General features: G+C 42.8%; 22 protein-coding genes. 4 read left to right on the top strand and 18 right to left on the bottom strand.

The genetic code is table 11. The features are described from left to right. Window positions 1-110: 110 nt before the first annotated feature. The 4 genes from METLIM_RS12480 to METLIM_RS12465 all read left to right on the top strand — a co-directional run bounded on the left by METLIM_RS12480 (window position 111) and on the right by METLIM_RS12465 (window position 4,086). Window positions 111-1,901, top strand: a complete 1,791-nt coding sequence (locus METLIM_RS12480) for a CotH kinase family protein (RefSeq protein WP_052300923.1) — start codon at window positions 111-113, stop codon at window positions 1,899-1,901. A 28-nt stretch (window positions 1,902-1,929) separates the two neighbouring features. Further along, entirely contained in the window at window positions 1,930-2,760 is an 831-nt protein-coding gene (locus METLIM_RS12475; protein ID WP_004078953.1) for a polyphosphate polymerase domain-containing protein, read from the top strand. Next, the gene (locus tag METLIM_RS12470; RefSeq protein ID WP_004078952.1) at window positions 2,751-3,491 is read left to right on the top strand and encodes a DUF4956 domain-containing protein; all 741 of its coding nucleotides are present in this window, start codon (window positions 2,751-2,753) and stop codon (window positions 3,489-3,491) included. The genes METLIM_RS12475 and METLIM_RS12470 overlap by 10 nt, the downstream gene beginning before the upstream one ends. Window positions 3,492-3,594: 103 nt before the next feature. Continuing rightward, window positions 3,595-4,086: a hypothetical protein gene (locus METLIM_RS12465; RefSeq protein WP_004078950.1), complete on the top strand. Its 492-nt coding sequence runs from the start codon at window positions 3,595-3,597 to the stop codon at window positions 4,084-4,086. Window positions 4,087-4,153: 67 nt separating this feature from the next. Here METLIM_RS12465 and METLIM_RS12460 read toward each other — a convergent pair whose 3' ends face one another. The 18 genes from METLIM_RS12460 to METLIM_RS12375 all read right to left on the bottom strand — a co-directional run bounded on the left by METLIM_RS12460 (window position 4,154) and on the right by METLIM_RS12375 (window position 24,113). Continuing rightward, window positions 4,154-4,900, bottom strand: a complete 747-nt coding sequence (locus METLIM_RS12460; RefSeq protein WP_004078946.1) for a hypothetical protein — start codon at window positions 4,898-4,900, stop codon at window positions 4,154-4,156. Window positions 4,901-5,080: 180 nt separating this feature from the next. Next, window positions 5,081-5,890, bottom strand: a complete 810-nt coding sequence (locus METLIM_RS12455; protein ID WP_004078945.1) for an ABC transporter ATP-binding protein — start codon at window positions 5,888-5,890, stop codon at window positions 5,081-5,083. Further along, on the bottom strand, window positions 5,887-7,008 hold the full coding sequence (locus METLIM_RS12450) for a FecCD family ABC transporter permease (RefSeq protein ID WP_004078944.1): 1,122 nt from the start codon (window positions 7,006-7,008) through the stop codon (window positions 5,887-5,889). Before METLIM_RS12450 ends, METLIM_RS12455 begins: the two co-directional genes overlap by 4 nt. Continuing rightward, complete coding sequence (locus METLIM_RS12445) at window positions 6,992-7,819, bottom strand: class I SAM-dependent methyltransferase (protein WP_004078943.1); 828 nt, start codon at window positions 7,817-7,819, stop codon at window positions 6,992-6,994. The genes METLIM_RS12450 and METLIM_RS12445 overlap by 17 nt, the downstream gene beginning before the upstream one ends. Continuing rightward, complete coding sequence (locus METLIM_RS12440; protein ID WP_004078936.1) at window positions 7,819-9,075, bottom strand: ABC transporter substrate-binding protein; 1,257 nt, start codon at window positions 9,073-9,075, stop codon at window positions 7,819-7,821. Before METLIM_RS12440 ends, METLIM_RS12445 begins: the two co-directional genes overlap by 1 nt. Window positions 9,076-9,078: 3 nt before the next feature. After that, on the bottom strand, window positions 9,079-9,630 hold the full coding sequence (locus tag METLIM_RS12435) for a hypothetical protein (RefSeq protein ID WP_004078935.1): 552 nt from the start codon (window positions 9,628-9,630) through the stop codon (window positions 9,079-9,081). A 921-nt stretch (window positions 9,631-10,551) separates the two neighbouring features. Continuing rightward, on the bottom strand, window positions 10,552-11,274 hold the full coding sequence (locus METLIM_RS12430) for a hypothetical protein (protein ID WP_157202318.1): 723 nt from the start codon (window positions 11,272-11,274) through the stop codon (window positions 10,552-10,554). A 126-nt stretch (window positions 11,275-11,400) separates the two neighbouring features. Then, window positions 11,401-11,955 (bottom strand): DUF7504 family protein, encoded by a 555-nt coding sequence (locus METLIM_RS12425; RefSeq protein WP_004078933.1) that lies wholly within the window; start codon window positions 11,953-11,955, stop codon window positions 11,401-11,403. Window positions 11,956-12,043: 88 nt separating this feature from the next. After that, window positions 12,044-12,487: a hypothetical protein gene (locus METLIM_RS12420; protein ID WP_048145997.1), complete on the bottom strand. Its 444-nt coding sequence runs from the start codon at window positions 12,485-12,487 to the stop codon at window positions 12,044-12,046. Continuing rightward, entirely contained in the window at window positions 12,488-13,492 is a 1,005-nt protein-coding gene (locus METLIM_RS12415; RefSeq protein ID WP_004078932.1) for an ATP-binding protein, read from the bottom strand. Beyond that, a complete protein-coding gene (locus METLIM_RS12410; protein WP_004078931.1) occupies window positions 13,489-13,884 on the bottom strand; it encodes an ATP-binding protein in 396 nt (131 codons plus the stop codon). The genes METLIM_RS12415 and METLIM_RS12410 overlap by 4 nt, the downstream gene beginning before the upstream one ends. Window positions 13,885-13,909: 25 nt before the next feature. After that, the gene (locus METLIM_RS12405) at window positions 13,910-14,272 is read right to left on the bottom strand and encodes an STAS domain-containing protein (protein WP_004078930.1); all 363 of its coding nucleotides are present in this window, start codon (window positions 14,270-14,272) and stop codon (window positions 13,910-13,912) included. Between the two features lie 3 nt (window positions 14,273-14,275). After that, the gene (locus METLIM_RS15810) at window positions 14,276-15,112 is read right to left on the bottom strand and encodes an STAS domain-containing protein (RefSeq protein ID WP_004078929.1); all 837 of its coding nucleotides are present in this window, start codon (window positions 15,110-15,112) and stop codon (window positions 14,276-14,278) included. Window positions 15,113-15,234: 122 nt separating this feature from the next. Then, window positions 15,235-15,696 (bottom strand): chemotaxis protein CheW, encoded by a 462-nt coding sequence (locus tag METLIM_RS12395; RefSeq protein ID WP_004078923.1) that lies wholly within the window; start codon window positions 15,694-15,696, stop codon window positions 15,235-15,237. Window positions 15,697-15,708: 12 nt separating this feature from the next. Then, the gene (locus tag METLIM_RS12390) at window positions 15,709-17,937 is read right to left on the bottom strand and encodes a methyl-accepting chemotaxis protein (protein ID WP_004078922.1); all 2,229 of its coding nucleotides are present in this window, start codon (window positions 17,935-17,937) and stop codon (window positions 15,709-15,711) included. A 262-nt stretch (window positions 17,938-18,199) separates the two neighbouring features. Next, window positions 18,200-20,281, bottom strand: coding sequence for a GAF domain-containing protein (locus METLIM_RS15805; RefSeq protein WP_004078919.1), 2,082 nt, complete (start codon window positions 20,279-20,281; stop codon window positions 18,200-18,202). A gap of 336 nt (window positions 20,282-20,617) precedes the next feature. Then, complete coding sequence (locus tag METLIM_RS12380) at window positions 20,618-21,079, bottom strand: chemotaxis protein CheW (protein ID WP_004078917.1); 462 nt, start codon at window positions 21,077-21,079, stop codon at window positions 20,618-20,620. A gap of 13 nt (window positions 21,080-21,092) precedes the next feature. Then, entirely contained in the window at window positions 21,093-24,113 is a 3,021-nt protein-coding gene (locus METLIM_RS12375) for a methyl-accepting chemotaxis protein (protein WP_004078915.1), read from the bottom strand. Window positions 24,114-24,428 lie beyond the last annotated feature (315 nt).

Genomic DNA, 24,428 nt, shown 5'->3' with positions numbered 1-24,428 from the left:
GTCTGATCTGATTTTCATGATGCAGGGCTGATAATCATATCAGCACCACATTTAACCGCCACTATGTGTATCATATTTATAACATAATGTAAAACTTACTGTACATTGTGGTGAAGACAGCTGATAATACTAAGAATATTAAAGGAAAAGAGAAGCTGAGACTGAATATTTTTTCCGGCAAAAAAATATCGGTCATTTTTGCATTTACGGTGTTAATCTTTAGTTGTGGCTGTATTGGTGCAGGAAATGAGGGCGATATAGCATCACCGGATTCAGGCCTGACAGACTCTTCATTAACATCCACAGAACCGTCATGGGAGAAAGATGACCCCTCACATGGCAATAAGGCAGATCCTGATTACTCAGTTGTATTTCCGGACGATGAGGTCCAGGTCATAAATATCACAATATCTCCTGAAAACTGGCAGGAGATGCTTGACAATATGACTGAAATATACGGTGAATTCGGGAATTCAGATTCAAAGAGCATGCCCGGCGGAAATAACGGAGATGGAAACTTCGGTGCCGGAAATATCCCTGAGGATTTCAGTGCGAAAAACCACGGTTCCGAAATGGTAAATCCCGGAGATCCTGCGGACCGGCAAAACGGCGGTATGCCGGAGGGCGGCCCGGATGGAATGATAGATGAGGCAACCCCCGTATATGTCCGGTCAGATGTCACATTTGAAGGGCTTGAATGGGAGGATGTTGGTATCCGCTTTAAGGGGCAGATGACGCTTAGAAGTTCATGGAGCGAAGGAAATAACAAGATCTCATTTAAGCTTAACTTCGATAAGTTCGAGGATGAAAATCCGGCGATAAAAAACCAGAGATTCTACGGCTTTGATGAATTAAATCTTCAGAGCGGCTATGGTGATGATTCGCTGATGCGTGATATGATAGTGCCTTCAATATTCCGTGATTCGGGTGTCCCTGCACCGTACACAGCATTTTACAGGGTATATGTCGATTACGGTGAAGGTCCGGTATATTTCGGCCTCTACACAATGGTCGAAAGTATCGAAGACACTGTAACAGAGACACAGTTTGAAGACGACTCCGGAAATGTTTACAAACCGCAGGGCGACGGGGCAACATTCGCAGAAGGCACATTTGATACAGAAGCCTTTGAGAAGAAGACAAATGAGGATGAGGCAGACTGGACTGATGTAGAATCACTGTATGAAATCCTCAACTCTGATCTCAGAACCAAAGATCCGCAACAGTGGAGGGAAGATCTTGAATCTGTCCTTAATGTTGATGAATTCCTCAGATGGCTGGCAACAAATACAGTCATCCAGAACTGGGATACATACGGCGGAAACTGCCGGAATTTCTACCTCTATACAGACCCTTCAGACGGCAGAATAACCTGGGTACCCTGGGACAATAATTTCGCCCTGAGAGACGGCATGGCCGGAAATGAAGGAGAACTCCCGGCAGAAAATCCCGTTCTCATGGAGAATATGGCCGGATTTCAGGCTGACAGTGTTGCTGAAAATCCCCGGCAGGGTGGTTTCTTCCCCGGAAATGAGGGTGGAAATGGTCAGGCAGCGGGAGATGGCAGAGGCGGAACGGGAAAAAGTCTATCACTGTCCCTTGACGATGCCGGGGATAACTGGCCTCTGATAAGGTACATTGCCGATGATCCGGTTTACTACGGAAAATATCTGGATTATCTTGAGATGGTTGCAAATGACTCCTTTGAGCCTGAAAAGATGGAAGAGTTATACACCCGTTACCATTCGATGATTGAACCGTACGTCACAGGTGAGAATGGTGAAACAGAGGGCTATACCCATCTTGAAAGTCCGGAAGACTTCGCTGAATCACTGAATGAATTGATAGAGCATACATACAGCCGCTATAATGCGGTCATGGAGTTTATCTCCGGCCAATAAAAATAACAAAAAATATGGAGATACAGATATGAACCCAACAGCACAGAAAATTCCGGATGAAAATAACAACACCGCAGATGATATTATCCGGAAAATTTCATCCGGAACAGATAATTATGAAATAATAACCCTTGATGAACTGAAGAGATCTGATGCCAGTCTCATGAGCAGGCGTGAGTCAAAATACCTAATGACCTTTGAGAAATGCCTTGAGATAATCTCTGCACTGTCCGGAGATTACAGACTCCTTGATGTTGAAGGCTGCACAGTAAGCGGTTATGAAACTGTCTATTATGATGACAACTCCTTTATAACCTATCACCAGCACCACAGCGGGAAGCTGAACCGCTATAAGCTCAGAACCCGCCGTTATCTCTCTTCAGGAGAGAGTTATGTGGAGATTAAGGAGAAGAAGAATACCGGGGTTACGATAAAGAAGCGTATAGAAACCAGTGAATCCGGCATACTCCCAAAAGAAGAGCAGGATCTCTTCCTGAAGTCTAACTTTCCATATGACTATCATGATTTCCACCCGGTTCTGACAACAGAATATTCAAGGGTAACTTTTGTATCAAAGAACTACGATGAGAGAATCACCTTTGACTTTGGTCTTACTTTCAGTAATTCTGATGATGAAATTTCACTGCCTGAAGTTGTAATCGCTGAAGTGAAGAGCAGCAGGAACGCTTCCTACTCTAAAGCACTCTCTGTAATGCAGGCTTTTGGTATCCGCAAGAGGAGCTTTTCAAAGTACTGCATCGGGGTATCACTCATCTATAAACACCTGAAGCACAACCGGTTCAAGCCAAACCTGATGTACCTCTCCCGGATTTCCGGAGGTGAAGCACTGTGCTGCTAAACTCAGCTATGCTGCTCATTGCAGGTTTTGTAATAAATTTCATCAGTGCTTTCATTATCGTCAGATTCATCTATTACCCCAGGAAGAGTGAACATAATTTCATATTCACTTTTCTTGCATTCAATGTGATAGTGTATTTTATAATGGGCCTCTTCACAAGCATTGAACTCTCTATTGGTGCGGGCTTTGGGCTTTTTGCTCTCTTCTCCATTCTGAGATACAGGACGGAGACTGTTCCCATCAGGGAGATGACATATCTCTTTGTGATGGTTGCCCTTCCGATTCTGAATTCAGTGCTCTTTGAATCGGGTGAATACACCAGAATCGCTGTCATAAACCTGGCAGTGATAGCCGTCATCTGGATTCTTGAAAACGGCTGGGGATTTAAAAATGAGATTATGCAGAAAGAGGTGCTCTATGAGAAGATAGATCTCGTAAAAGCCGATAAAAAAGCGGAGATGATTGAGGATCTTAAAGAAAGAACCGGTCTGAATATTCTGGATGTGGATGTCTTAAAGATTGATTTCCTGCGTGATGCGGCTGAAATCAGGATATTCTATTCCGGAAATTCAGCTGAAAAATCAGAAGCAGATTCAGGTGATAAATCCGGTTTGAAACCGGATAACAAACCTGGAACGGATAATGAAATCACAGATGGATCGGAGTTAAAAGCATGTGATAAATCTGAAATGGATACGACCTTAGTAAATGAATCAGGCTCAGGTAATTGATCTGAATCTGACAGATAATCAGAATCGGGCAGACAATCTCTGTTATAATCCTTTCTGAGTGCATAGCGGCAGAATAAGAATAATAATTATATGTGGTAATAACATGGAAATCAAAAGAAAAAATAAAATATTTTTACTGTTTGCAGTATCATTGATGGCATTATGCTTCCTCTCGTGCGGCTGCACATCACAGTCAGAGTCAGCAGATACGACCTCACAGAGTCAGGCAGAGATAACTGCTGCTCCCATTTCCATTCCGGCTCCTGAAGTGACAAGATCTGAAATGACAGGTGAAGAGATAAATCCGGAAGAGATGCCCTCTGAGAATGTGGACCGGGCAGGAACAGAAGCAGGAATTCCGGGAGGGATGGAAATGCCGGGAGATGTCCGTGTTGAGCCGGACTTAGCTTTAGCGGCTGAAACCCTCGGAGTGACAGAGGATCAGCTTATTGCTGTACTTGGCGGCATGGGTGGAGGGGCTGACATTGATCTGAATGCAGCCGCATCAGAGCTTGGAGTTACTGTTGAAGAGCTTGAAGAGGCACTTGGGCCACAGGGAGGCATGCCTCCCGGAGGAAGGGTGGCTACGTCATAACTCCTGATACATAATTATAATTCTTTTATTTTCTGTTTTTAGCTGTATAATCCAGGCAGTGATTTTTTTAATCCGGAAAAAATATATGATCTGATATCAGGGATATCTCCCTTGTTCCTCTCTCAATCAGCTTATATGTCACCTCCGGGGTCTTTTCGTCTTTAATTGCCGCTATTACCACTACATTAACTGCCTCTACATCAACCAGAATCTGCCTTGTTGCCTCTACCTCATTGAGATATTTCTTCCAGCCAAGCCTGGCAATCCATGGGATAATAAAAAACCGGTCAAATGTAACCTTCAGAAATGCCACAATTCCGGTGAAGATAAGAACAAGAATGACTGAACCAAAAATAGTGTTCCCCAGATGGGAAATCTCCGAGATGATGACTATCAGAGCAACTGATATTATTATGTCCACACGTGTGAGAAGATTGGATATAGTATTGAAGTACTCTGTTCTGCGTGAGATTGCAAATTCCTTTTCTCTTGCAACCCAGTCCATCTTTGATGTAAGTTCTTTAAGCCTCTCCCTCTCTTCCTGAGTGTAATGCTTCTGAAGGGACTGGCTTATATCTGTCCCTGCTTCATCCATCAGGCTCTTAAAAGTCTCTCCGGCCTCATGCAGTGCCCAGTGAAGATTGTATCTCTCCCGGTTATCATAGATCTCATCAAGCCGGAGTAGCATCTCTTCAAACCGGTTTATACAGCAGAGATGAGGATCAACCAGCTCAGGACCATATTCCGGATATACTCTCTGTATGAATTTCTTCATACTTTCGGCAAATTCCCCTTTTTTATCTGATTTATTCATATTTACCAGTGATTACAATCTTTTAGGCAGGAACCTGAATTATTTTCTTAACTGTCCGGCTGTTTAAGATACTCTTCTCTTCACGGTGAATATAGTTGCGCCCGAATGGTGGACCTGTCATGCAGTTCATATGACAGGTTTAATTCTCTTAAAAAAATCAGGAAATGTTATATGAAAGTATCACGGCGGAACCGGCATACAGCAGTCACTTCTCATCTGCCTTATCGGAACAACAAGAGGTGTTTTTCCGTCACCGAGGTCCCTCACCTCGGCCTCAACCCCGTAAACACCTGAGATATTCTCCGGTGTCAAAACCTCCCACGGTTCTCCTGCGGCGATTATCTGCCCGTTTTTCATCATAATTATATCATCTGAGTATTTCGCAGCCATATTCAGGTCATGAACCGCCATCATGGCCGTGATTTTGCCCTCTGCGACAAGCTCTTCAACAATTCTCATCACATCCATCTGGTGCCAGAGGTCAAGGTTTGAAGTCGGCTCATCAAGCAGCATAAAACCGGTCTCCTGCACCAGTGCCCTTCCGATGAGTGCCTTCTGCTGCTGCCCGCCGGATAGTGCATTAAAAGAGGAGAGTGCAATATCCTCAAGTCCTAAAAGGTCTATCACATCCCAGACCCTCTCCTCGTCCTCCCCTGAACCTGTCCAGCCAAGATGCGGCCTTCTTCCCATTAAAATTACATCAAAGACAGTATGCGGAAAGACTCGTACAGACGACTGGGGCACATACGACATCCTCTTTGCAAGCTCCCGCCTTGAAATTCCGGATACCTTCTCACCGTCAACCTCCACAAGGCCCGTTTTCGGACTGAGCACCTGGTTGACACATTTCAGAAATGTGGACTTCCCGCACCCGTTGGGTCCGAGAATTGAGACCATCCTCCCTTCCCTTATGTCAAGAGTAAGACCCTTTAGAACCGGAACAGAATCATATGCAAATTCCAGGCCCTTAACCGACAGTTTTACCTTCATTGCCAGAACTCCTTTCTCTTACCCTTAAGTATAAGATACAGGAAGAACGGCACTCCAAGCAGTGAGGTCATAATTCCGGTAGGGATTACCACAGGTCCGATAACATTCATCGCAACCGCATCAGCGGCTATAAGAAGCATTGCCCCAAGAATTCCGGATGCCGGAATTAATATCCTGTGATCAGCCCCGATTATCATTCTTGCCATATGCGGCGCAACAAGCCCGATAAAGCCTATTGTCCCCGTAAAGCAGACGATGGTCGCAACAAGAAAAGAAGAGACAATCATTGTAAACATCCGTACCCTGTCAGCGTCAACTCCGAGGCTCTTTGCAGAATCATCCCCGATTGTCATCAGGTTTAAATCCTGTGCCTTTGACATCAGAAGAGGTGTGCATACTGCAAAGATAACAAAGAATAGCAGAAACTTATTCCAGGAAAACGCAGATAAGTCCCCCATACCCCATGTGGTCATAAGGCGAAGCTGCTCGTCATTTGCAAAATATGCCATAAGCTGGGAGAGACCTGAGAATAGGTAGTTAACCGCAATTCCGGCAAGGATGAGCGTCTCGGATGTCGCACCCTTCAGAGCCGCAAGAGCGACAATAAAAAAGGAGCATGCCATTGCAAAGATGAAAGCATTGGCGATTAAGATATATGCCCCGCCGATCAGGGCAACCCCGAATACGGCAGCAAGGGCTACCCCGAAATGTGCCCCGGCTGAAATTCCGAGTGTGAAAGGGCTTGCGAGCGGATTTTTCAGCACCGCCTGCATGACGCATCCGCATATGCCAAACCCGAATCCGGCAAAGATGCCGCCGATGATTCTTGGGAACCGGATATTCCACACAACCTGTTCAAAGACATCGTCCATGTTAAAGACTGAAGGAATAAACCTTGCAAAAAGTGTCTCATATACCTGTAAAATAGAGATGTCCAGGGGTCCGAGCGTGATTATAAATCCGGTTGCGATAAATATCGCACCTAAAATTCCGGCAAGGAAGAGATACTTTCTTCCCTGAAGCCTTTTATGTTCGTTTTGAACCTCTTCAAGCTTTTTCTTACGCTCAATTCTGTGTTTTTTTGCATGTTCAGATACCGGCTCATATTCCGGAGTCATTGCAGAAATCCTCCTTATTCCACCAGATTCTTACCGGATAATAGACTCTCTTTGTCCTGTATATGCCGGAATAATCAGGTATCAGAGTCTCTTTCATATACTCCCTGATTATCTCCCGTTCTTCTTCTGTATAATTTCCCCTCTCTGTCCAGAAGTCAGACGCTTCATCAGGAGAGTCATAACTCAGCCTCCGTATGCTCTTCTCAACCGAAACATTGGGGTAAATGCCCATACTGTGCAGAACATGCACAATGGTGAGATAATCCGGAGTTGTCATATCAGCCGCTTCAGCCCCAAGCCTCTTCATAAGCTCAGGGTCAGGCATATGCCGCATCGGCCCGGCAAACCAGAGAATATTTACCGTTCTCTTTGCAAGTGAATTCAGTTTATCAAGTCCGGCCTTAAGGTCATCAAAACCGAGTGAGTTGGATGCAAAGACAACGTCATGCACCGGAATATCAATGCCGGCTTTTACATCCTCAAATTTTTGTCTGACGACCGAATAGTTCTCAAGTCCGGCGCTTTTCATATTCTCATTAAGAAAGGCAAGCATGCCTTCTGAAGGTTCAAGAACAGTTACATGGGCGGCATTCTGTGCAAGAGGGACTGTATATCTCCCCGTTCCTGCACCCATGTCGAGAACAGTATCGGTGGGCATAAGGCCCAGTGCTCTGACATTTTTCAGTGCTTCATCTGTTCCGCCCAAAACCGCTTTATTAAATGAAGCTGCTCTGCTGTCCCAGTCAAAAGAGGGGTTGTTGTTTTTCCTCCTCAATATCCTCCATATCAGGTTATAATCGATTATATCCATTATATCTCCTGCTCCACGGGGAATTTCAGGTACTCAGAATATGCTGTATATACACCGTCTGTTCCAAGGAATGCTTTTTCTATCTCATTACCTTCGGCCTCAATGTCAATATCTGCAAATCTGTCAGGATAGAGTATCTTTGCGATATAGATCAGGTTGATGAGGTTGATGTCAGTCGGACGGCCACGGCAGTTGGGGTAGAAAACATTGTAGACCTTACCCTCTTTGATGGCTTTAATCGACTGAAGTTCAGGAGAATCGATGATAAACTGGAGACCTGCATCCTCGGGATCAGAGCATGCAACAAGAATTACATCAGGGTCCCAGGCGATTATCTGTTCAATTGCCACATTTACATCACCGTCTGCACATTCCTCTGCTACATTGATTCCGCCTGCCATAGTGAGGGCATCATAGGTGTTTACTGTTCTTGTAAAGTCCCTGCCCTCTTTTGCGTCATAAAATCCCTTCTTTGCGCCTCTTGGAGCGAAGTAAACGGTCGGCTTTTCATCTTCGGGGATATTGTCTGTTATGGATGTTATCATATTGATCTTTTTATCCATAAAGGAGACGAGTTCTCCTGCTTCCTTCTCCTTTGAAAGAGCATCTCCTACTGATACAAAGTGGTTTTTCATTGTGCTGTACTCAAAGTCGCATCCGGAAACAAAGACCGGAGCACCTGTCTTCTCTGCCATGTCTTCCGCACGGTCTTTCCAGAACTCAGCTTCAAAGATGATGTCGGGCTGAAGTGAGGTCATAAGTTCATAATTGACTTCATATCTTGTGCTCGTCTGCGGGACATTGTTAAGTCCGCCGTCTGTGCAGCTCTCCCAGCATTCCTCATAGTAGATCTCATCTCCGGTGGTCATCGGACATACACAGCGTGAACCAACTGTGCACTCGTCTGATCCGACAAGGAGATCGCCGTTGCCGTAAGCGATCACAAGACGTGAATTATCAGGATTTGTGGTGATTATCCGTTCTATCGGGCGGTAAAATGTCATGGTACGTCCGTCCATGTCAGTTACGGTATGCGGTTTACCATTCCAGACTTTATAGACATACGCTGCGTCCGAGACTTCGTCAAGTGTCAGGTCGTTATTGCCAAGCATATAGCCGCATACCGCATCTGATACCATCTCTTCTGTAATCTCCCCGTCTGCTCCCAGCGGAAGTGAGCCGCCTGCAACTGCCGGAAAAACTACAAAAAAGGTCATTGTCAGGGCAGTAATCAGAAATTTAACTGATGTCTTCATATCTCATTCCTCCTTTCTGCCGGATATTGCCAGAACTGCTCCGGTTGCGATAAATGCTGCAATTACCGCAATAATTCCAAATCCGGGACTCTTCTCCATACCTGAATCCGGACTGCCTTTCTCTTCCACAGCACCAATACCAAGTGCTGTCCATCTCTCCTTTCCTTCTTTCATATCCGGAGTAAGTGTCAGGAGGTCTACCCATTCAGTCTTAAACCCCGTCTTCCCGTCTCCGTTTCCGGTCAGCTCATATGATACTGACTTTTCATCCGAGAGAAAAAACGCTATTTTGCTGTTTTTTTGGTCAGTCTCAAAGTTTCCTGATGAAGAGGTCATACTGTCGTCCTCTGCAAAAACCCATCCGTCAGGTACAGTCTCTAAAATTCCGACTGCGAACGGTTCATCTGATTCAACTGTAAAAGTGACTTCTGCCTTATCTCCTGAAACCGAAACATCCCGGTTAACAACTGGTGAACCCATAACAGGCAGGGTGAGCAGTACAATCATAAGTAATACTGCCGGAATAATCCATTTGCCGAATTTATTATCTTTCATACAACCAATCCAATTTGTTGTAACAATTATTAATTTTTGTTAAATTTGGTATTACTTTTGTTATTTTTAATCATAAAAAAAGATTGTCAAATGGTTTTGAGTCATAATTATTATGGGGAATTCTTAAAATAATCTGATTGTGTCGGAACACAAACTAAAATTCCTGAGAATATACAAATTATTATAGTGCATCGCATAATGTTTTGGGATGATCGGAGTGTAATGGAGATTATTCCAAACCATGCACTTATGCCGCACTTCATAGTAATAAGCAAACTTTCCGGATTATTCCGGAAAGTTCTGCATTATACTATAATCCTGCAATATTTTGTTAAAAAGAGGTTTGGTGTCTGAATATTTCAGTTTTCAGAATTAATGTGATTTCCGTGTAAAGGCTTTGGGAATTACTCCGATAACAATGCTCCACTTCGCAGTGAACTGGATCATTTCGTTCTTATATCCGGTGATGAATAACCTGCTGATTATATAATTTGCCGGCAGAATACCAATTATGCCCGGAGTTATGTGTTTTATCAGAATATTTTAATGTCTGATTGATTTCCGGTTAATCTCGCTATCTCAGAGATTTTAGAACGTTATTGTCATATTGCTGTATAGGAAATTCCTGTTTTAACTCACGTCAACAAATTCCTAATACTGATTGGTACTAATCGTAATTGGTATGTTTGACTCTTCTCCAATTTTCTGATTTCCGGGATTATTCCCCTTTAATATGCTTCTGGTGTTCCATCGCTCTTCTGCTAATCTTCTCTCCGCTTAAACCATCAAAGAGAGATTCCCGACATTTTGTATGATCAAATTTATCCCTCTGAATAAGAGCAGTAAACCGTTCAGCTTAAACAATTTTAGGGTGCCGGTTCAGTATTTCAGGACCGGAAATCTTAATTTCAGAATCTGTTTTCATATCAGGGAGATCTCCCTGGTACCTCTCTCAATCAGTTTATATGTCACCTCAGGAGCCCTTTCTTCCTTAATCGCCGCTATTACCACTACATTAACTGCCTCTACATCAACCAGAATCTGCCTTGTCGCCTCTACCTCACTCAGGTATTTCTTCCATCCAAGTCCGGTAACCCATGGAATAATAATAAACCGGTCAAGTGTAACCTTCAGAAATGCTACAATTCCGGTGAAGATAAGAACAAGAATGACCGGATCAAAAATAGCGTTTCCCACATGGGAAATCTCTGAGATGATGACAATCAGAACAACTGAAATAATTATGTCCACAAGTGTGACAAGATTGGATATAGTATTGAAGTACTCTGTTCTGCGTGCGATTGCAGATTCTTTTTCCCTTGCAACCCGGTCCATATTTGATGTAAGTTCGTTAAGCCTTTTCCTCTCTTCCTGAGTATAGTGCTTCTGGATGGAATTGATTATATTCGTCCCGGATTCATCCATAAGGCTCTTAAAAATGTCTCCGGCTTCATGCAGTGCCCAGTGGAGATTATATCTCTCCCGGTTATCATAGATCTCATCAAGCCAGAAGAACCTCTCTTCAAATCGTTTTATACAGACGAGATGAGGTTCAACCAGCTCAGGACTATATTCCGGATATACCCTCTGTATGAATTTCTTCATACTGTCCGAAAATTCCCCTTTTTTATCTGATTCTGTCATATTTGTCTGTAATTGCAGTTTTTTTAAGAAAAAACATGATTTATTCTCCCCACTATCCGGCTGTTTAAGATACCCTTTTTTCCGGAAAAAAAGAGCTATGACCGGAATTATGACTGTCATTTAGGTTTATTCATCTGCATCAAGGTCCACAGTTTCGTCAGCAAAGGTTGCAAGCTGTGCTGAGATGACAGGGTCAACCGCATTTTTTACAGAAAACATAATACCTTTTAAAGAATTCAGCCTTGCCTTATTTGCAAACATATGCAGGAAGCGGATGATCTGAGTGGAATCGTTATAGACAAACATCGTGTTCACCGAATCTATCATTAAGAAGAGATTCTCTTTATCCTTTATCCCGCCCATAGCCCTGGTCAGTGCAATTCCGATATTTGTCAGCTGTCCCGGGCTGTTGATGTATATACAGTTATTCTCATCTTTTTTTTGTCCGACAGCCGTAATGGTTATACAGTCTATGAAAAAGAGTTTTGATGTATCTGTCCCGTTTTTACTGAGAGCCTTATTCATTATCAGCCATGGTTCGTTGATAGATATCACAATCCCCGCAAATCCAAGGCTGCATAGTTCTGATATATTGGTTATAACGTTTTTTCTTAGCGTCCCTGCCTCCGCCATTGCTATAATGACATCAGATTCAGACAGAGCCTCTGCTATTACAGGCATTGAATTATTTCCCGGCGTTTATCCAAAATATTGCGTGGCATTTCTCTTCATATGCTATAAAATTCATAGTATTTCCTGCCCGGAAATATTATTCCCTCTGGTCTGTCAGGAATTCCCTGTAATGGTCAAGCACCCTGTCTGAGCCGGCAAGGGCGACCTTATTCAGCTCAGAAATATTCTCATTGATCATCTTTGCATTGGATTTAATCACCTCAATTATAGCTTTTACATCATCCCGGTCAAAATCATCCTGAACTGTCATCTCTTCAAGAAGCTCCAGATTTCTGGTGATGCTCACAACCGGATTTCTGGTCTTGTTTACGGTTTCAAAGAGATAAGAAAGAAGCCTCTTCTCTTCCTCCTTCAGTTTTTTATTGCTCTCCGTGAGCATCCGGTTTGTATCATCAAGCTCGGTATAAAGAGCTATAAGGCCTTCATTTGTCTTCTCAAGTTCAATGCTTAACTCCTGAACTTCCTTTGTTTTCCTGTCAAGTTTCTCCTGAAGGTAAATTATATCCGGTTTGTCATTCAATTATTTCACCACCACAACTGTTCCGTCATCATTCTTCCGCCAGTACTCATTCATTATATAATGTGCTATTCTTTCAGGGCGTTCTTCCGGCAGGCAGCCGTTAATGTCCAGTTTTGCACTGATACCGTCAGAATGAATGACCGCCATACTCTTACCGCTCACCCAGGGATGTCTCTGAATGGTAACTTCTCTTCTCCTCATACCCAGTATTCCGGGTACCGAGTGAAAACTTATGTGTTCCTCCTTTGGATAGAGGTGAACTGATATATCGCCCACACCTCCAAATTCCATAATTCCTTTATCCTCATTGATGAACATGATGCCCGCCACTGCACCCCTTGTCTTTTTAAGTTTTTCACCAAGTCCCTCAAGCAGGGATTTGATCGGTTCTGCGGAAGCGTTATGCCTTAAATACTCCTCTGCACATGCTGAAGCTTCACGTGCATGAATCCCGTGTCCAAGCCCGTCTATCACAGCTATACATGCTCCGTTTTTAAACCTCTCAATATAATAGCCGTCACCGCAGACGTTCTCAAGCGGATGATGGCGTGTAAGTACACTTATTCTAAGACTTTTCTCCGGAACAGAAGGTAATTTTTCCTCGTATTTTTTTATGCGTATTATCGTTCCCGAGATGCTGGATTTTATGCTGAATTCGTCAGAGAGTCTTCTTACTGAACCAAGTCCGACACCCATACTCCTGGATGAGGTCGTGTAGCCGTCCTCAAGTGCAAGTTCGTAATCCGGGATGCCCGGCCCTTCATCTTCTGAAATTATCTCAAGATATATCCCGGATTTTTCGTCACTAAATACTCCGTATTTCATCCTCCCGTTTATTGTATCATGTTTTATATGATTTGAGGCAAGTTCTGCGGCAATGATATCGATCTCGTCTATTATTTTATCCGGGAAATTATTCCGGGATGCAAGGCCGTGTATATCGTTTTTTACCGCTGATTTATGTGCATCCAGAAATACCTGCCTGCACCTGTATTCTGAGTTCATGGCAGGTATTTGATTATCTCAATTCTTGTCCCTTTTCCCGGTTCAGAATCTATGGTCATCTCGTCAACAAGGCGTTTTGATCCCGAAAGGCCAAGCCCCAGGCTTCCCGGAGTTGTAGTATATCCCTCTTTCATGGCAAGTTCAGTATCTTCCATCCCCGGCCCTTCATCCTCAAATATTATCTTAATTCCGTCGGGATTTTTTATGCTCTCAATACTGACTGTCCCAAAACCTGCATAACGGTATATATTCCGGGACAGTTCAGATGCTGCCGTTGCAAGTTTCGTCTGGTCCACTATCCCAAATCCCATACCCAGAGAAGCGTCCCTGACCATCCGTCTCGATGTCAGAATATCGCTCTCATCTTTTATCTCTACCGATTTTAAGAACATACTGAAGCTCCGTAATAATATAATGTCATTTTATCGCGGAGATCTCCTGCAATATCTCAAAACCGCTGTCAATGTCACATGCGGTTGTTATTCCGGAGAGGTCAAGACCAAGGTCAACAAGAGTTATGGCAACTGCCGGCTGAATTCCGGTTATTACAACTTTTGCACCCAAAAGTCCGGCCATAATCCCGCAGTCCCTCAGAGTCCTTGCCATAAATGAATCCACAAGGTCAAGAGCAGAGATGTCAATCAGTACCCCTCTTGCGCCTGTTTCTGATATTTCCTTAAGAATATCCTCCTGAAGGGCAGTGATTATTACATCATGGAGATCTGTCTGAATAGAAACCAGAAGATAGCTCTGCAGTTTCAGAATGGGTATTCTCTCCATGGTTTACTGCCTCTGAATGATCATGCTCTTCTTTACGATTGCAAGGCCCTTCTCATCCAGGGCATATTCTACACCCTCCTGGAGGGTTGCCCTTGTTATTATATCTCCAAGATCTATTCCGAGATGCACCATAGTCATTGCAACTTCGGGTTTAATTCCGGTAAAGATCATATGTGAACCGAGCATCTTTACAGCCTGCGAGGTTTTCAGAATATTTGCAGCAACAGCGGAGTCTATCGTCCCAACTCCGGTTGCGTCCATAATGATGAATCTTGCACCTGTTTCCCTGATCTTTATCAGAAGTTCCTCCATCATCTGCAGAGTTCTCTCAGAATCCAGTGTGCCGATTAGCGGCAGAATCAGGATATCATTCCATATCTGCGTAACAGGGGTTGATAACTTGATTATCTCTTTTGTTTTCTCAACAAGCGCCTCTTCAGACCATATTCTCTCAATAATTTTGCTGATTCTCTCAGAAAGTGTTTTAAGCAGTTTTTCTTCTTCTTTTAAGAACGGGCTTTCATCAAAGCCGGGTTTTTCTTCCATGTAATATACTGATATCTCACCAACTCTCCTTCCTTCAAACTTAAGCTGGTCTGACATCTGCCATTCAGTCTCCCTGAAAGGTTCGGTTCTGATCTTCTCACCTTTAATATTAATTTCAGCACAGGCAATATCGGGGTACTGAAGTGCACCTGGGAGGCGTTTTATTATTCCTCCGGCGATCTCATTGATATTTTTGCCATGGCTATCCACAATATCTGAGATACTGTAAAGGAAGTTTAACTCTTTATCTCTCTCTGCAAGTTCTTTAATCAGCTGTTCTTCTGTTTTTCTCATTTTTACCGCCTTTATGTATATTATCTTTATTTCCGGATATGACAGATATTTCCGGATGTCAAAAATGTTATTTTACTTTAATTATCAGAATTTTTTTAATAAAAAATTTATCTTTATATATTTCAGGTTTCTGTAAGGGTATCTGATAGTATTTTTGCTATATCAATCCAGATTACGAGGTTCTTCTTTTCATCTCCTTCTTTGCCCATCTTGATAATTCCTTTGACATATGCCACCTTTGACATCGTCTCATCCATCTGGTCTATATCGTCGGTGGAGATCTGGAGCACGCTCTGGACATCATCGACAATAAGGCCGACATTTGAGCCGTTTGCAGCTTCAGGGACAAGTACGATAATCTTTTGGTTTTCTGCCTCATTTCCGGGCGGAAGCCCCATCAGATAGTTGAGATTTAAGATATTGGTTATCTCACCCCTTAGGTTTATTATGCCGGCAATATGTGCAGGTGCACGGGGCACAGGCGTTATAGGCATCATCTCAACAATCTCTCTTGATATATGAATGTCGAGTGCATACTGTACTCCGCCTATTTCAAACTGCACGACATCCTTCATTTCAGACATATTAATCTCCTGTCAGTATTTGAATCTGGCATTTGCAGTGTCAAGTTCCTTTACAAGTGCACTGACTTCATGGATTGCACTTCCAATCTCCTCAACTGATGCACTTGCCTCTTCAGCAAGGGCTGCAAGTTCCTCTGCTTCTTTCTGAACCTCTTTTGTCTTTAAGGTTCCTTTATCTACCGACTGAACCACATTGTTTGAGATATTTGCCTGGTCCTCAATCGCCTTTGTGATCTCGCCTATATCGGTTGTGACCTGTCCGGCATTTTCAATAATGGTATTGAGTGCCTCAAGTGCTTTTGTTACACTTCCTACACCCTCTACTATCTCGTTGTTGGCATTGTTTATTGCACCGGCAGTCTTTTCACTGCTTGTCTGGACCATTGAGACGACATTTCCAATTGAATCTGCTGCCGCTCTTGCTTCTGCTGCAAGGTTTTTGACTTCTCCGGCGACAACAGCGAATCCACGTCCGTGCTCGCCTGCACGTGCAGCTTCAATTGCTGCATTGAGTGCAAGGAGGTTAATCTGGCCCGTGATGTCATTTATCAGTTTAACGACATTGCTGACCTCCTTTACCTTCTCGGTCAGGTCGTTTATCTCGTGTACGCTCTCTTTTGCAATTTTTTCGACATTGCCCATCTTCACGTTGGCGTCATTCCCAAGGCTCTGTGCCTCTTTGCCTATCTCAACGACATGGTTTGCGGCATTGAATACTTCCTGTGATGTACTGGCAATCTCCTCATTTGAAGCTGAGAGGTCTGCAATCTGCCGGTTTATGTCTTCAATGCTGATCAGCAGGTCTTTTGTCAGTTCCGCCGCTTTCTGGCTTGTGTTTGCAACCCCTTCTGCTGCCTTTGCAACTTCGTCAGTTCCTTTTCCTACCTCATCTGAATTGACTGATATCTGCTTTGTGACATTGTTTGTCGCTTTGATAACTTCTGAAACATTTATTCCAATGTTGTTTATTGCATCCTTAAATTTCAGGAAATCTCCTTTTACAGGGATAATGTCCGAAAATCTTGCTGTGAAATCTGCATCTGCATAACTGTTGCATATTGTCATTGCTTCGTTTATCGGCGTTGCGATGGCATCCATTAAATTATTGAGGTTTTCAACGAGGTCAACATATTCGCCGTGATATTTTTTACTTTCTGACCTTGTTTCAAGTTTTCCTTCTGTTCCGGCATTGACAAGACCTTCAATCTCAACTACAAGCCCTTTGAAGGTATCATTTACAGATCTTATCGATTCTGTAATCTCCACAAACTGTTCCCTGACTTCCTTCGTATAACTGTCCGCTTCACCGACAGTCAGCTTTACATCCTCAAATTTCCCTTTGGCAATTGATTCAAGGTCAGCTGCAACATTTGCGACTTCCTGCTTCAGGTATTCTCCAACTTTAGTTGTCGCTGTAATATCCTGAATAATCTCAACATGGCCGACATTTTTTCCCGCAGCATCTTTGACCCATGCTACATCAACCATGAAGTTTCCACCGTCCTGTTCAAAAAATGTCTTCTCTTTTCCTTTTCTCAGGCATTCAATACCGCAGTCCTTTGTCCTGCATATATTTGCATCCCATCTGCTGCACTGTGTGCCTATGGCCTCTTTTTTATCGACATTTGCCATTCCTGCTGTTGCAGGGTTTAGGTATGTCCAGTTCATATCCATATCTGTGACAGAGACTGGGAACGGAATTACGTCAAGAATTGATTCAAACCAGGCCCTTTCGTTCTCAATGTCGGTTATATCGACCCATGTTGTATTTATATTTCTGACATTACCCTTCTCATCCATGACAGGTATTGCAGCTACTTTAATTATTCTTTTTTCACCTCTGAAGGTCATGTTGAACTTGCCGTCTGTTCTTCTTTTCCTCTCAAAGGCGTCCTTTGTCCCCTCTCCTTCAATTTTTGTGATGGCAAACTCAGAGTAGAGGTCATTCATCCTGCGTGAGATGATTCTCTCTTTATTAAGTCCGGATAATTCGACAAAATCATCATTCACATCTTCAATGATGAGGTTTTGGTCTATCATTAAAAGAGGGATAGGGGCCGTCATTACAGTTTTGTACAGATAATCCCCTTTTCTGTCACATTCATTCTTTTCGTCAATCAGCCTGTTAATTAACTTCCCTAACGGTGCCAGTTCATCATCAGTTCTCTCTAAATCAACTGATGCCGTTATATCTCCATCTAAATATCTCCCAAGTTTTTCTGTCAGTTCTGCCACATTCATTATAATCACAACCGGAATTTTGTATTTTTACACCTCTATCATGTGTAATATAAACTCCTCTAAGAAGACCATCTGATAAATACTTTGCGCATGGCGGAAAGGATCTCTCCGGTTTATCTGCCGGAATAATATAATTTCTTTTGTAATCCGCGAATACGGGCATTTTTGGACTTTGAGTCCTTTATGGATTATTATTCCGTCTGTAAATATTACAGCTAAAAAAAAGACTTAACTTTTCATCCCGAAAAAGGGAATGGGTATATTATTGTTCTTTGATAAATCCTGGTGCAATCTGAGCAGCCAATGCTTCCAGCATAAGTTTTTTGTCATATTCTATCCGGTCTGCCGTGTGGGATGCTACTACAATACATCCTTTTATTCCGGAATAGTGTATTATGGGAATTATCCCGTATGTTTTAATATTTTCCCGTGTTATACTCTCTTCGCCGGATTTTCCCGTATTCCGGCAGCTTTTATATATACTGTCACCTTTGAGAATTATATCATAATATCTGTTTATTAAGCCGGATTTATCTCTCTCTGTTATGAATTTCTCTGTAACTCCTGTATAATGTCTGAGATGCATCTGGTCTGATTTTTCATCGTAGCTGTATAATGCACCGCAGTCCATACCGGAGATGTCAATTGCAGTAATAAGAGTTATTCTGAAAATATCGTCTGTGGAATCAGACCTCAGTATTTTCAGCCCTGCCTCTTTCAGTTTACCGGAGGTTTCATAATAGCTCTCTCTTGTTTCGGCTTCTTTTAACATTCTGAGGTTTAGATCTTCTATATGGGAGAGGTAGATATTCAGATACCATATAAGACTGACGATCTTTTTAAATTCACTCTCAGAATAAATTTTTTGTGCTGAATATTCATCTCTTATCTGCCGGGATGTTTCTTCGTCAGCCTGCACGGATCTCAGGAAACGGTCAATTTTTTCATATCCTGTATTTATCCTGCAATTTCTGATACACCACATTCCGGCAGACACTTCCGGGATATTTACAGGGAAAGCGCCGCACATAAGTCCTGTAGCTTCACATTCCCAGGTTTTTGGAGTATTATTTCTATTTATATTTTCTATAGCCCGGACCAAATGTTCTTTGCAGATCTCTGCGGCTTTTTCATAATTATGGCCGAGAATATCGCATATGCTGCCGGATTTGCTGATCTCTGTTAGTGGTCGACCGTCCGGTGATAAAACTACCATAGATACTCCAAGCACCTCTGAGAGTGAATTCTGAAGGTCCTGAAGTTTTTTCAGGTTTAGGTGGCTTTTGTCCCGGAAATTTTCATCTGTTACTGCTTTGGGGATTTCAGATGATATGGATGGGAGACCGTTTTCCTCTTTTTCATTATTGATGCTGTGATCAGAGCTTATTGCTGCCTTTATATCCCTGAGTTCATTCTTTGCTGTCTCAATCTTTTTCTCATATTCATGGTGCCTGATAATATTCCACAGCCCTTTCATGAGGAGGGTTATCTGCCGGATGTCTGATTCATCATATTCATTTTCTTTATTTGCAACTCCGGCGAGCATAACTATCTTTTCGCCGTCAAAGATAGGGACACCAAGGTGCCTTTTTATTGCGACATGCCCCTTTGGCAGGCCTTTTTTTCCCGGGTTATCTTTGGAATAGTCATTTGTTATTATGGCTCTTCTCTCTCTTATCGGTTCTCCCCACAGTCCGGTTTTTGGGATACTAAACTCTCTGGCTATATCTTTTATTCTGCACTCATCCATTGCATTTTTTGACCATGAATACATCCTTAAAAGGTTATTTTCCTCCTCAACAAAGGCGAAGTAGCCATGAGTGCTCTCTGTATTGGTTATATTTTCCTCAAGTGCATAATCCATCAGGCTTCTTAAGTCGGAGGTTGATCTGTTTGTGAACTCCAGTAGTGTTTCAAACCGTTTTTCATCACGGATCAGTTTTTCTTCGGCCTTTTTCTTCTCAATTGCCGTCCTTATTTTATGAGATAGTTCTGCAAACTGTGATTTTGGTTCTCCGCCTTTCTGGATATAATATTCAGCACCATTATTAAGGGCTTCAATAACGACCTCTTCCCTGCCTTTGCCTGTATAAATGATAAATGGTATCTTAGGATATTTCTCCTTTGATATTTTCAAAAATTCTATCCCGTTCATATCCGGCATCTCGTAATCTGAGATGATCAGATCGACAGTTTCAGTGGTCAGATATTTCAGGGCTTCTTCCGGTGAATTTTTTGTCTCAACCGGAATGTTGTATTTCTGCTCAAGGAAGAGTTTTGTAACTTCAAGAAGAGCCGGTTCATCATCAACGTAAAGTATTTTATTTATCTCTTCGGCCTCCATGACAGGTCAGTAATGTTTAATTATTTCTGATAATTATTATATCCTTCGTTAAAGTCTTTGATAATCTTAATCCACATCTCATAATCTTAATCCACATCTCATAATCTTAATCCACATCCCATAATCTTAATCCACATCCCATAATCTTAATCCACATCCCGTTATATTTTCAGTTAGGAATTTCTGCAGCCCCTGATGCAGCTTTTGATATGCGGAATTATTGGTGAGATGGCTGATTTTTCTGCAAAAAAAGTATATCTGTCAGGATTCCGGGCAAAAAGACCCTCCCCTTAGATCTACGGTTCTTCCCTGCCGGTTATCCGGAATCTCCTTTTATCAGTTCTCAACGAGGGTGTCTTCAAGTATTTTGGCGATGTCAATCCAGATTACAAGTTCTTTGTTATCATCCCCGTTCTTTCCCAGTTTTATAATGCCTTTGACATATGCTTCCCTTGACATCGTCTCGTCCATCTGGTCTATGTCATCTGAGGATATCTGAAGGACGCTCTGGACATCATCGACAATAAGGCCGACATTGGACCCGTTTGCAGCTTCCGGTACAAGAACGATAATCTTTCTGTTTTCTGCCTCATTTCCGGGAGGGAGGCCCATTAAACAGTTGAGGTTTAAGATATTGGTAATCTCTCCCCTCAGGTTTATGATGCCTGCAATATGTGCCGGTGCTCTTGGTACCGGAGTAATCGGCATCATCTCAACAATTTCACGTGAGATGTGGATGTCAAGTGCATACTGCACCCCTCCAATCTCGAACTGAACAACATCTTTCATTTCAGACATATTGCACCTTAATTCAGTACTTAAATCTGGAATTGGCAGTGTCGAGGTCCTTTACAAGTTCACTGACTTCATGGATTGCACTTCCGATCTCCTCAACGGATGCACTTGCCTCTTCTGCGAGTGCTGCGAGTTCCTCTGCCTCTCTCTGAACTTCCTTTGTCTTCTGGGTTCCGCTGTCAACTGATCTGACGACATTGTTTGAGATGTTTGCCTGATCCTCAATGGCCCTTGTGATCTCGCCTATGTCGGTTGTGACCTGTCCGGCATTCTTAATGATGGTATTGAGTGCCTCAAGCGCTTTTGTGACACTTCCTACACCCTCTACTATCTCATTGTTGGCATTGTTGATTGCACCGGCAGTCTTCTCACTGCTCGTCTGCACCATGGAAACCACGCTCTCTATTGAATCGGTTGCGGCTCTTGCCTCTGCCGCAAGGTTCTTGACCTCTCCGGCGACTACTGCAAATCCACGCCCGTGTTCTCCGGCACGTGCTGCTTCAATGGCGGCATTGAGTGCAAGGAGGTTAATCTGGCCTGTTATGTCATTTATGAGCTTAACGACATTGCTGACCTCCTTTACCTTCTCGGTCAGGTCGTTTATCTCATTGACACTCTCTTTTGCAATTTTTTCGACATTGCCCATCTTTTTGTTTGCATCATTGCCAAGTCCCTGTGCCTCTTTGCCTATCTCAACAACACCATTTGCAGCATTGAAAACTTCCTGTGAGGTGCTTGCAATCTCCTCGTTTGATGCTGAGAGGTCGGCAATCTGCCGGTTTATATCCTCAATATTAATCAGCAGGTCTTTTGTCAGGTCTGCTGCCTTCTGGCTTGTGTTTGCAACAGCCTCTGCTGCCTTTGAGACTTCGTTCGTCCCTTTCCCTACCTCTTCTGAGTTTATTGCCACCTGTCTTGTAACTTCAGCTGATTTCTTTAAATTCTCAGCAACATTTATTCCGATGTTGTTAAGGGCCTCTTTGAGCCTGAGGAAATCTCCTTTAACCTTTATATCGTCAGAGAACCTTGCCGTAAAGTCTGCATCTGCAAAGCTGTCACATATTTTCAGGGATTCGTTGATTGGTATGGCAGCTGTGACAAGGAGGTTGTTTACTCCTTCGATCATGTCGATATATGCTCCCTGGTATTTGTTCGTATCTGCCCTGAAGTCGAGTTTTCCATCTTCTCCTGCTTTAACAAGAGCTTCAATGTCGGTCAGAAGTTTGGCAAGACTTTCGTTTACATCTCCGACTGATGATGTAATCTCAAGGAACTGGTTTCTGATCTCTTTTGTATACTGATCAGCCTCGCCAACCTCAAGTTTCATCTCCTCCGGCCTTCCCTGTGCAATGGCTTCAAGGTCAGCTGCAACTTTCTTTACCTCACTGTCCATGTAAAGACTCTGTGACACCTCGGGGGTTCTGTCCTGGTAGATGTAGTAGTTCACATCAATATTGCCGTCATCATCGAGAATCGGAGTCTGGAAGAGCCTGAGATATGATTTTGTATGGTCCGGCCATCTGATCTCAAGGTCAGATACTGCCTTTCTCTTTGTCTCATATGAGGCATAGAAGTCATCGCCCGTAACTGTAATATCAAAGTCATAGAGTTTCTTTGCCATCAGTTCGTTATAACTTCCACGCCATGCTCTTTCATATTCCTTATTTAAGTCAAGCCTGTGTTTGTCAGGCGCAAGAACGGTTATTGCCTGTGGATTGTCTTTTAAGAAGGTATCAGCACGTTTCTGTAATTTCTGAACTTCCTTTAATTCATTTGTCTGTTCGGTCAGGTCCTGGTAGATGTAATAATTTACATCAATTTCACCGTTCTCGTCAAGAATAGGAGTCTGGAACAGCCTGAGATATGTCTTCTCTCCGTTCTGCCAGTTTATTTCAAGATCTGATACGGCTTTTCTCTTTGTCTCATATGATGCATAGAAGTCGTCTCCGCCTGTAACTGTAATGTCAAAGTCATAGAGCTTCTTTGCCATCAGTTCATCGTATGTTCCACGCCATATCCGTTCATACTCTTTATTCAGGTCAAGCCTGTGCTTGTCACCCGCAAGAACGGTTATTCCCTGTGGGTTGTCCTTTAAGAATGCCTCTGTACGTTTCTGAAGTTTTTCCGAGTTGTTGATCTCTTCCCTTAGCAGTGTTATATCGTTGTAAACCGTTAAAACAGAGTCAACCATGCCGTTTTCATCCAGAAGCGGAATATTGTATCTCTCAACAGTCTTAATTCCGGCAGGGAACTCTATTGTGGCTTCGCCGTGGCTTGCCTTCTTTGTCTCAATCGTCTCTGCAACTGATTTTCCTGCCTGGCTTATGTACCTGAAATCCCGGTTGGTAAGATTCTTTGCTTCCTGCTCTGAAAAACCGCTGACCTTGACGAATGCCTTATTTGCCTCTCTGACTGTCGTATCCTTATTCCAGAGGATGATTGGCATAGGGTTTTCCCGGACTATTGCCTTTGACTGCTCCTCCAGTTTTTTGATGGCATTCATCTTCTCAACCTGTTCGGTTAAGTCCTGGTAGATGTAATAATTGACATCGATCTCACCTTTATTGTTGAGAATAGGTGTCTGGAAGAGTCTTAAGTACGTTACCTCTCCGTTTGGCCATTTAATCTCCATATCTGAGACTTCATTCTTTTTTGTCTCATATGATGCATAGAAATCTGCTCCGGCTGTGATGGTTATATCAAAGTCGTAGAGCTTCTTTGCCATCAGTTCGTCATATGTTCCCCGCCAGATACGTTCGTACTCTTTGTTTAGGTGGATTCTGTGCTTGTCGGCAGCAAGGACGGTTATTCCCTGCGGGTTGAAATCCAGAAGGGCCCCCGTACGCCTCTGAAGTCTTTCAGCTTCCCTCAGTTCTTTTCCGTATTCCTTTTCATTATTTCCGACAGCTTCTATCAGTCTGTTGAAGAGCTGAGCGTATTTCTTCTCTTCACCTTCGCATCCGTCCACGTCAATCAGGGCAATTTCTTTATTGCTGATATACCCTTCAACGCTTTTTTCAAATTCTTTAAACACCATAATACACCTCTAAACCGGCATTTTGACTGCCGGTTATGATAATCAATTACATCTCACAATTATCTGTTATTAACCGGAATTCTGCCCAATAGTCACGGTTAATGCTGTGATGATAAAAAATGTGGTTAATTTTGTTATAAATAATTAGTGTATCTTACATAATTTTTTGGAAATTATATTTTATTTTATAGGTGTATTTGAAAATTTATTTCGATATCGTCTCTTTGTTTCAAATATTATTTAAAAATGTGAGGCATTAATGCATATATATTCCGGACTCCCTGCCGGAATGCCTGTCTCTGTTTTGTAAATTAA

The sequence above is a fragment of the Methanoplanus limicola DSM 2279 genome, assembly GCF_000243255.1.
In the GTDB taxonomy this organism is placed as follows: Archaea; Halobacteriota; Methanomicrobia; order Methanomicrobiales; family Methanomicrobiaceae; genus Methanoplanus; species Methanoplanus limicola.
The sequence above is the reverse complement of the archived record's forward strand: the minus strand, read 5'-3'. Positions and strand labels throughout refer to the sequence as shown.

Coding starts and splice junctions, on each gene's coding strand:
- METLIM_RS12410 (WP_004078931.1), bottom strand. CDS start 13,884: ATGTTCTTAAAATCGGTAGAGATAAAAGATGAGAGCGATATTCTGACA.
- METLIM_RS12475 (WP_004078953.1), top strand. CDS start 1,930: ATGAACCCAACAGCACAGAAAATTCCGGATGAAAATAACAACACCGCA.
- METLIM_RS12450 (WP_004078944.1), bottom strand. CDS start 7,008: ATGACTCCGGAATATGAGCCGGTATCTGAACATGCAAAAAAACACAGA.
- METLIM_RS12465 (WP_004078950.1), top strand. CDS start 3,595: ATGGAAATCAAAAGAAAAAATAAAATATTTTTACTGTTTGCAGTATCA.
- METLIM_RS12390 (WP_004078922.1), bottom strand. CDS start 17,937: ATGAATGTGGCAGAACTGACAGAAAAACTTGGGAGATATTTAGATGGA.
- METLIM_RS12440 (WP_004078936.1), bottom strand. CDS start 9,075: ATGAAGACATCAGTTAAATTTCTGATTACTGCCCTGACAATGACCTTT.
- METLIM_RS12430 (WP_157202318.1), bottom strand. CDS start 11,274: ATGACAGAATCAGATAAAAAAGGGGAATTTTCGGACAGTATGAAGAAA.
- METLIM_RS12415 (WP_004078932.1), bottom strand. CDS start 13,492: ATGAACTCAGAATACAGGTGCAGGCAGGTATTTCTGGATGCACATAAA.
- METLIM_RS12405 (WP_004078930.1), bottom strand. CDS start 14,272: ATGGAGAGAATACCCATTCTGAAACTGCAGAGCTATCTTCTGGTTTCT.
- METLIM_RS12425 (WP_004078933.1), bottom strand. CDS start 11,955: ATGCCTGTAATAGCAGAGGCTCTGTCTGAATCTGATGTCATTATAGCA.
- METLIM_RS12455 (WP_004078945.1), bottom strand. CDS start 5,890: ATGAAGGTAAAACTGTCGGTTAAGGGCCTGGAATTTGCATATGATTCT.
- METLIM_RS15810 (WP_004078929.1), bottom strand. CDS start 15,112: ATGAGAAAAACAGAAGAACAGCTGATTAAAGAACTTGCAGAGAGAGAT.
- METLIM_RS12435 (WP_004078935.1), bottom strand. CDS start 9,630: ATGAAAGATAATAAATTCGGCAAATGGATTATTCCGGCAGTATTACTT.
- METLIM_RS12375 (WP_004078915.1), bottom strand. CDS start 24,113: ATGGTGTTTAAAGAATTTGAAAAAAGCGTTGAAGGGTATATCAGCAAT.
- METLIM_RS12460 (WP_004078946.1), bottom strand. CDS start 4,900: ATGAATAAATCAGATAAAAAAGGGGAATTTGCCGAAAGTATGAAGAAA.
- METLIM_RS12380 (WP_004078917.1), bottom strand. CDS start 21,079: ATGTCTGAAATGAAAGATGTTGTTCAGTTCGAGATTGGAGGGGTGCAG.
- METLIM_RS12395 (WP_004078923.1), bottom strand. CDS start 15,696: ATGTCTGAAATGAAGGATGTCGTGCAGTTTGAAATAGGCGGAGTACAG.
- METLIM_RS15805 (WP_004078919.1), bottom strand. CDS start 20,281: ATGGAGGCCGAAGAGATAAATAAAATACTTTACGTTGATGATGAACCG.
- METLIM_RS12445 (WP_004078943.1), bottom strand. CDS start 7,819: ATGGATATAATCGATTATAACCTGATATGGAGGATATTGAGGAGGAAA.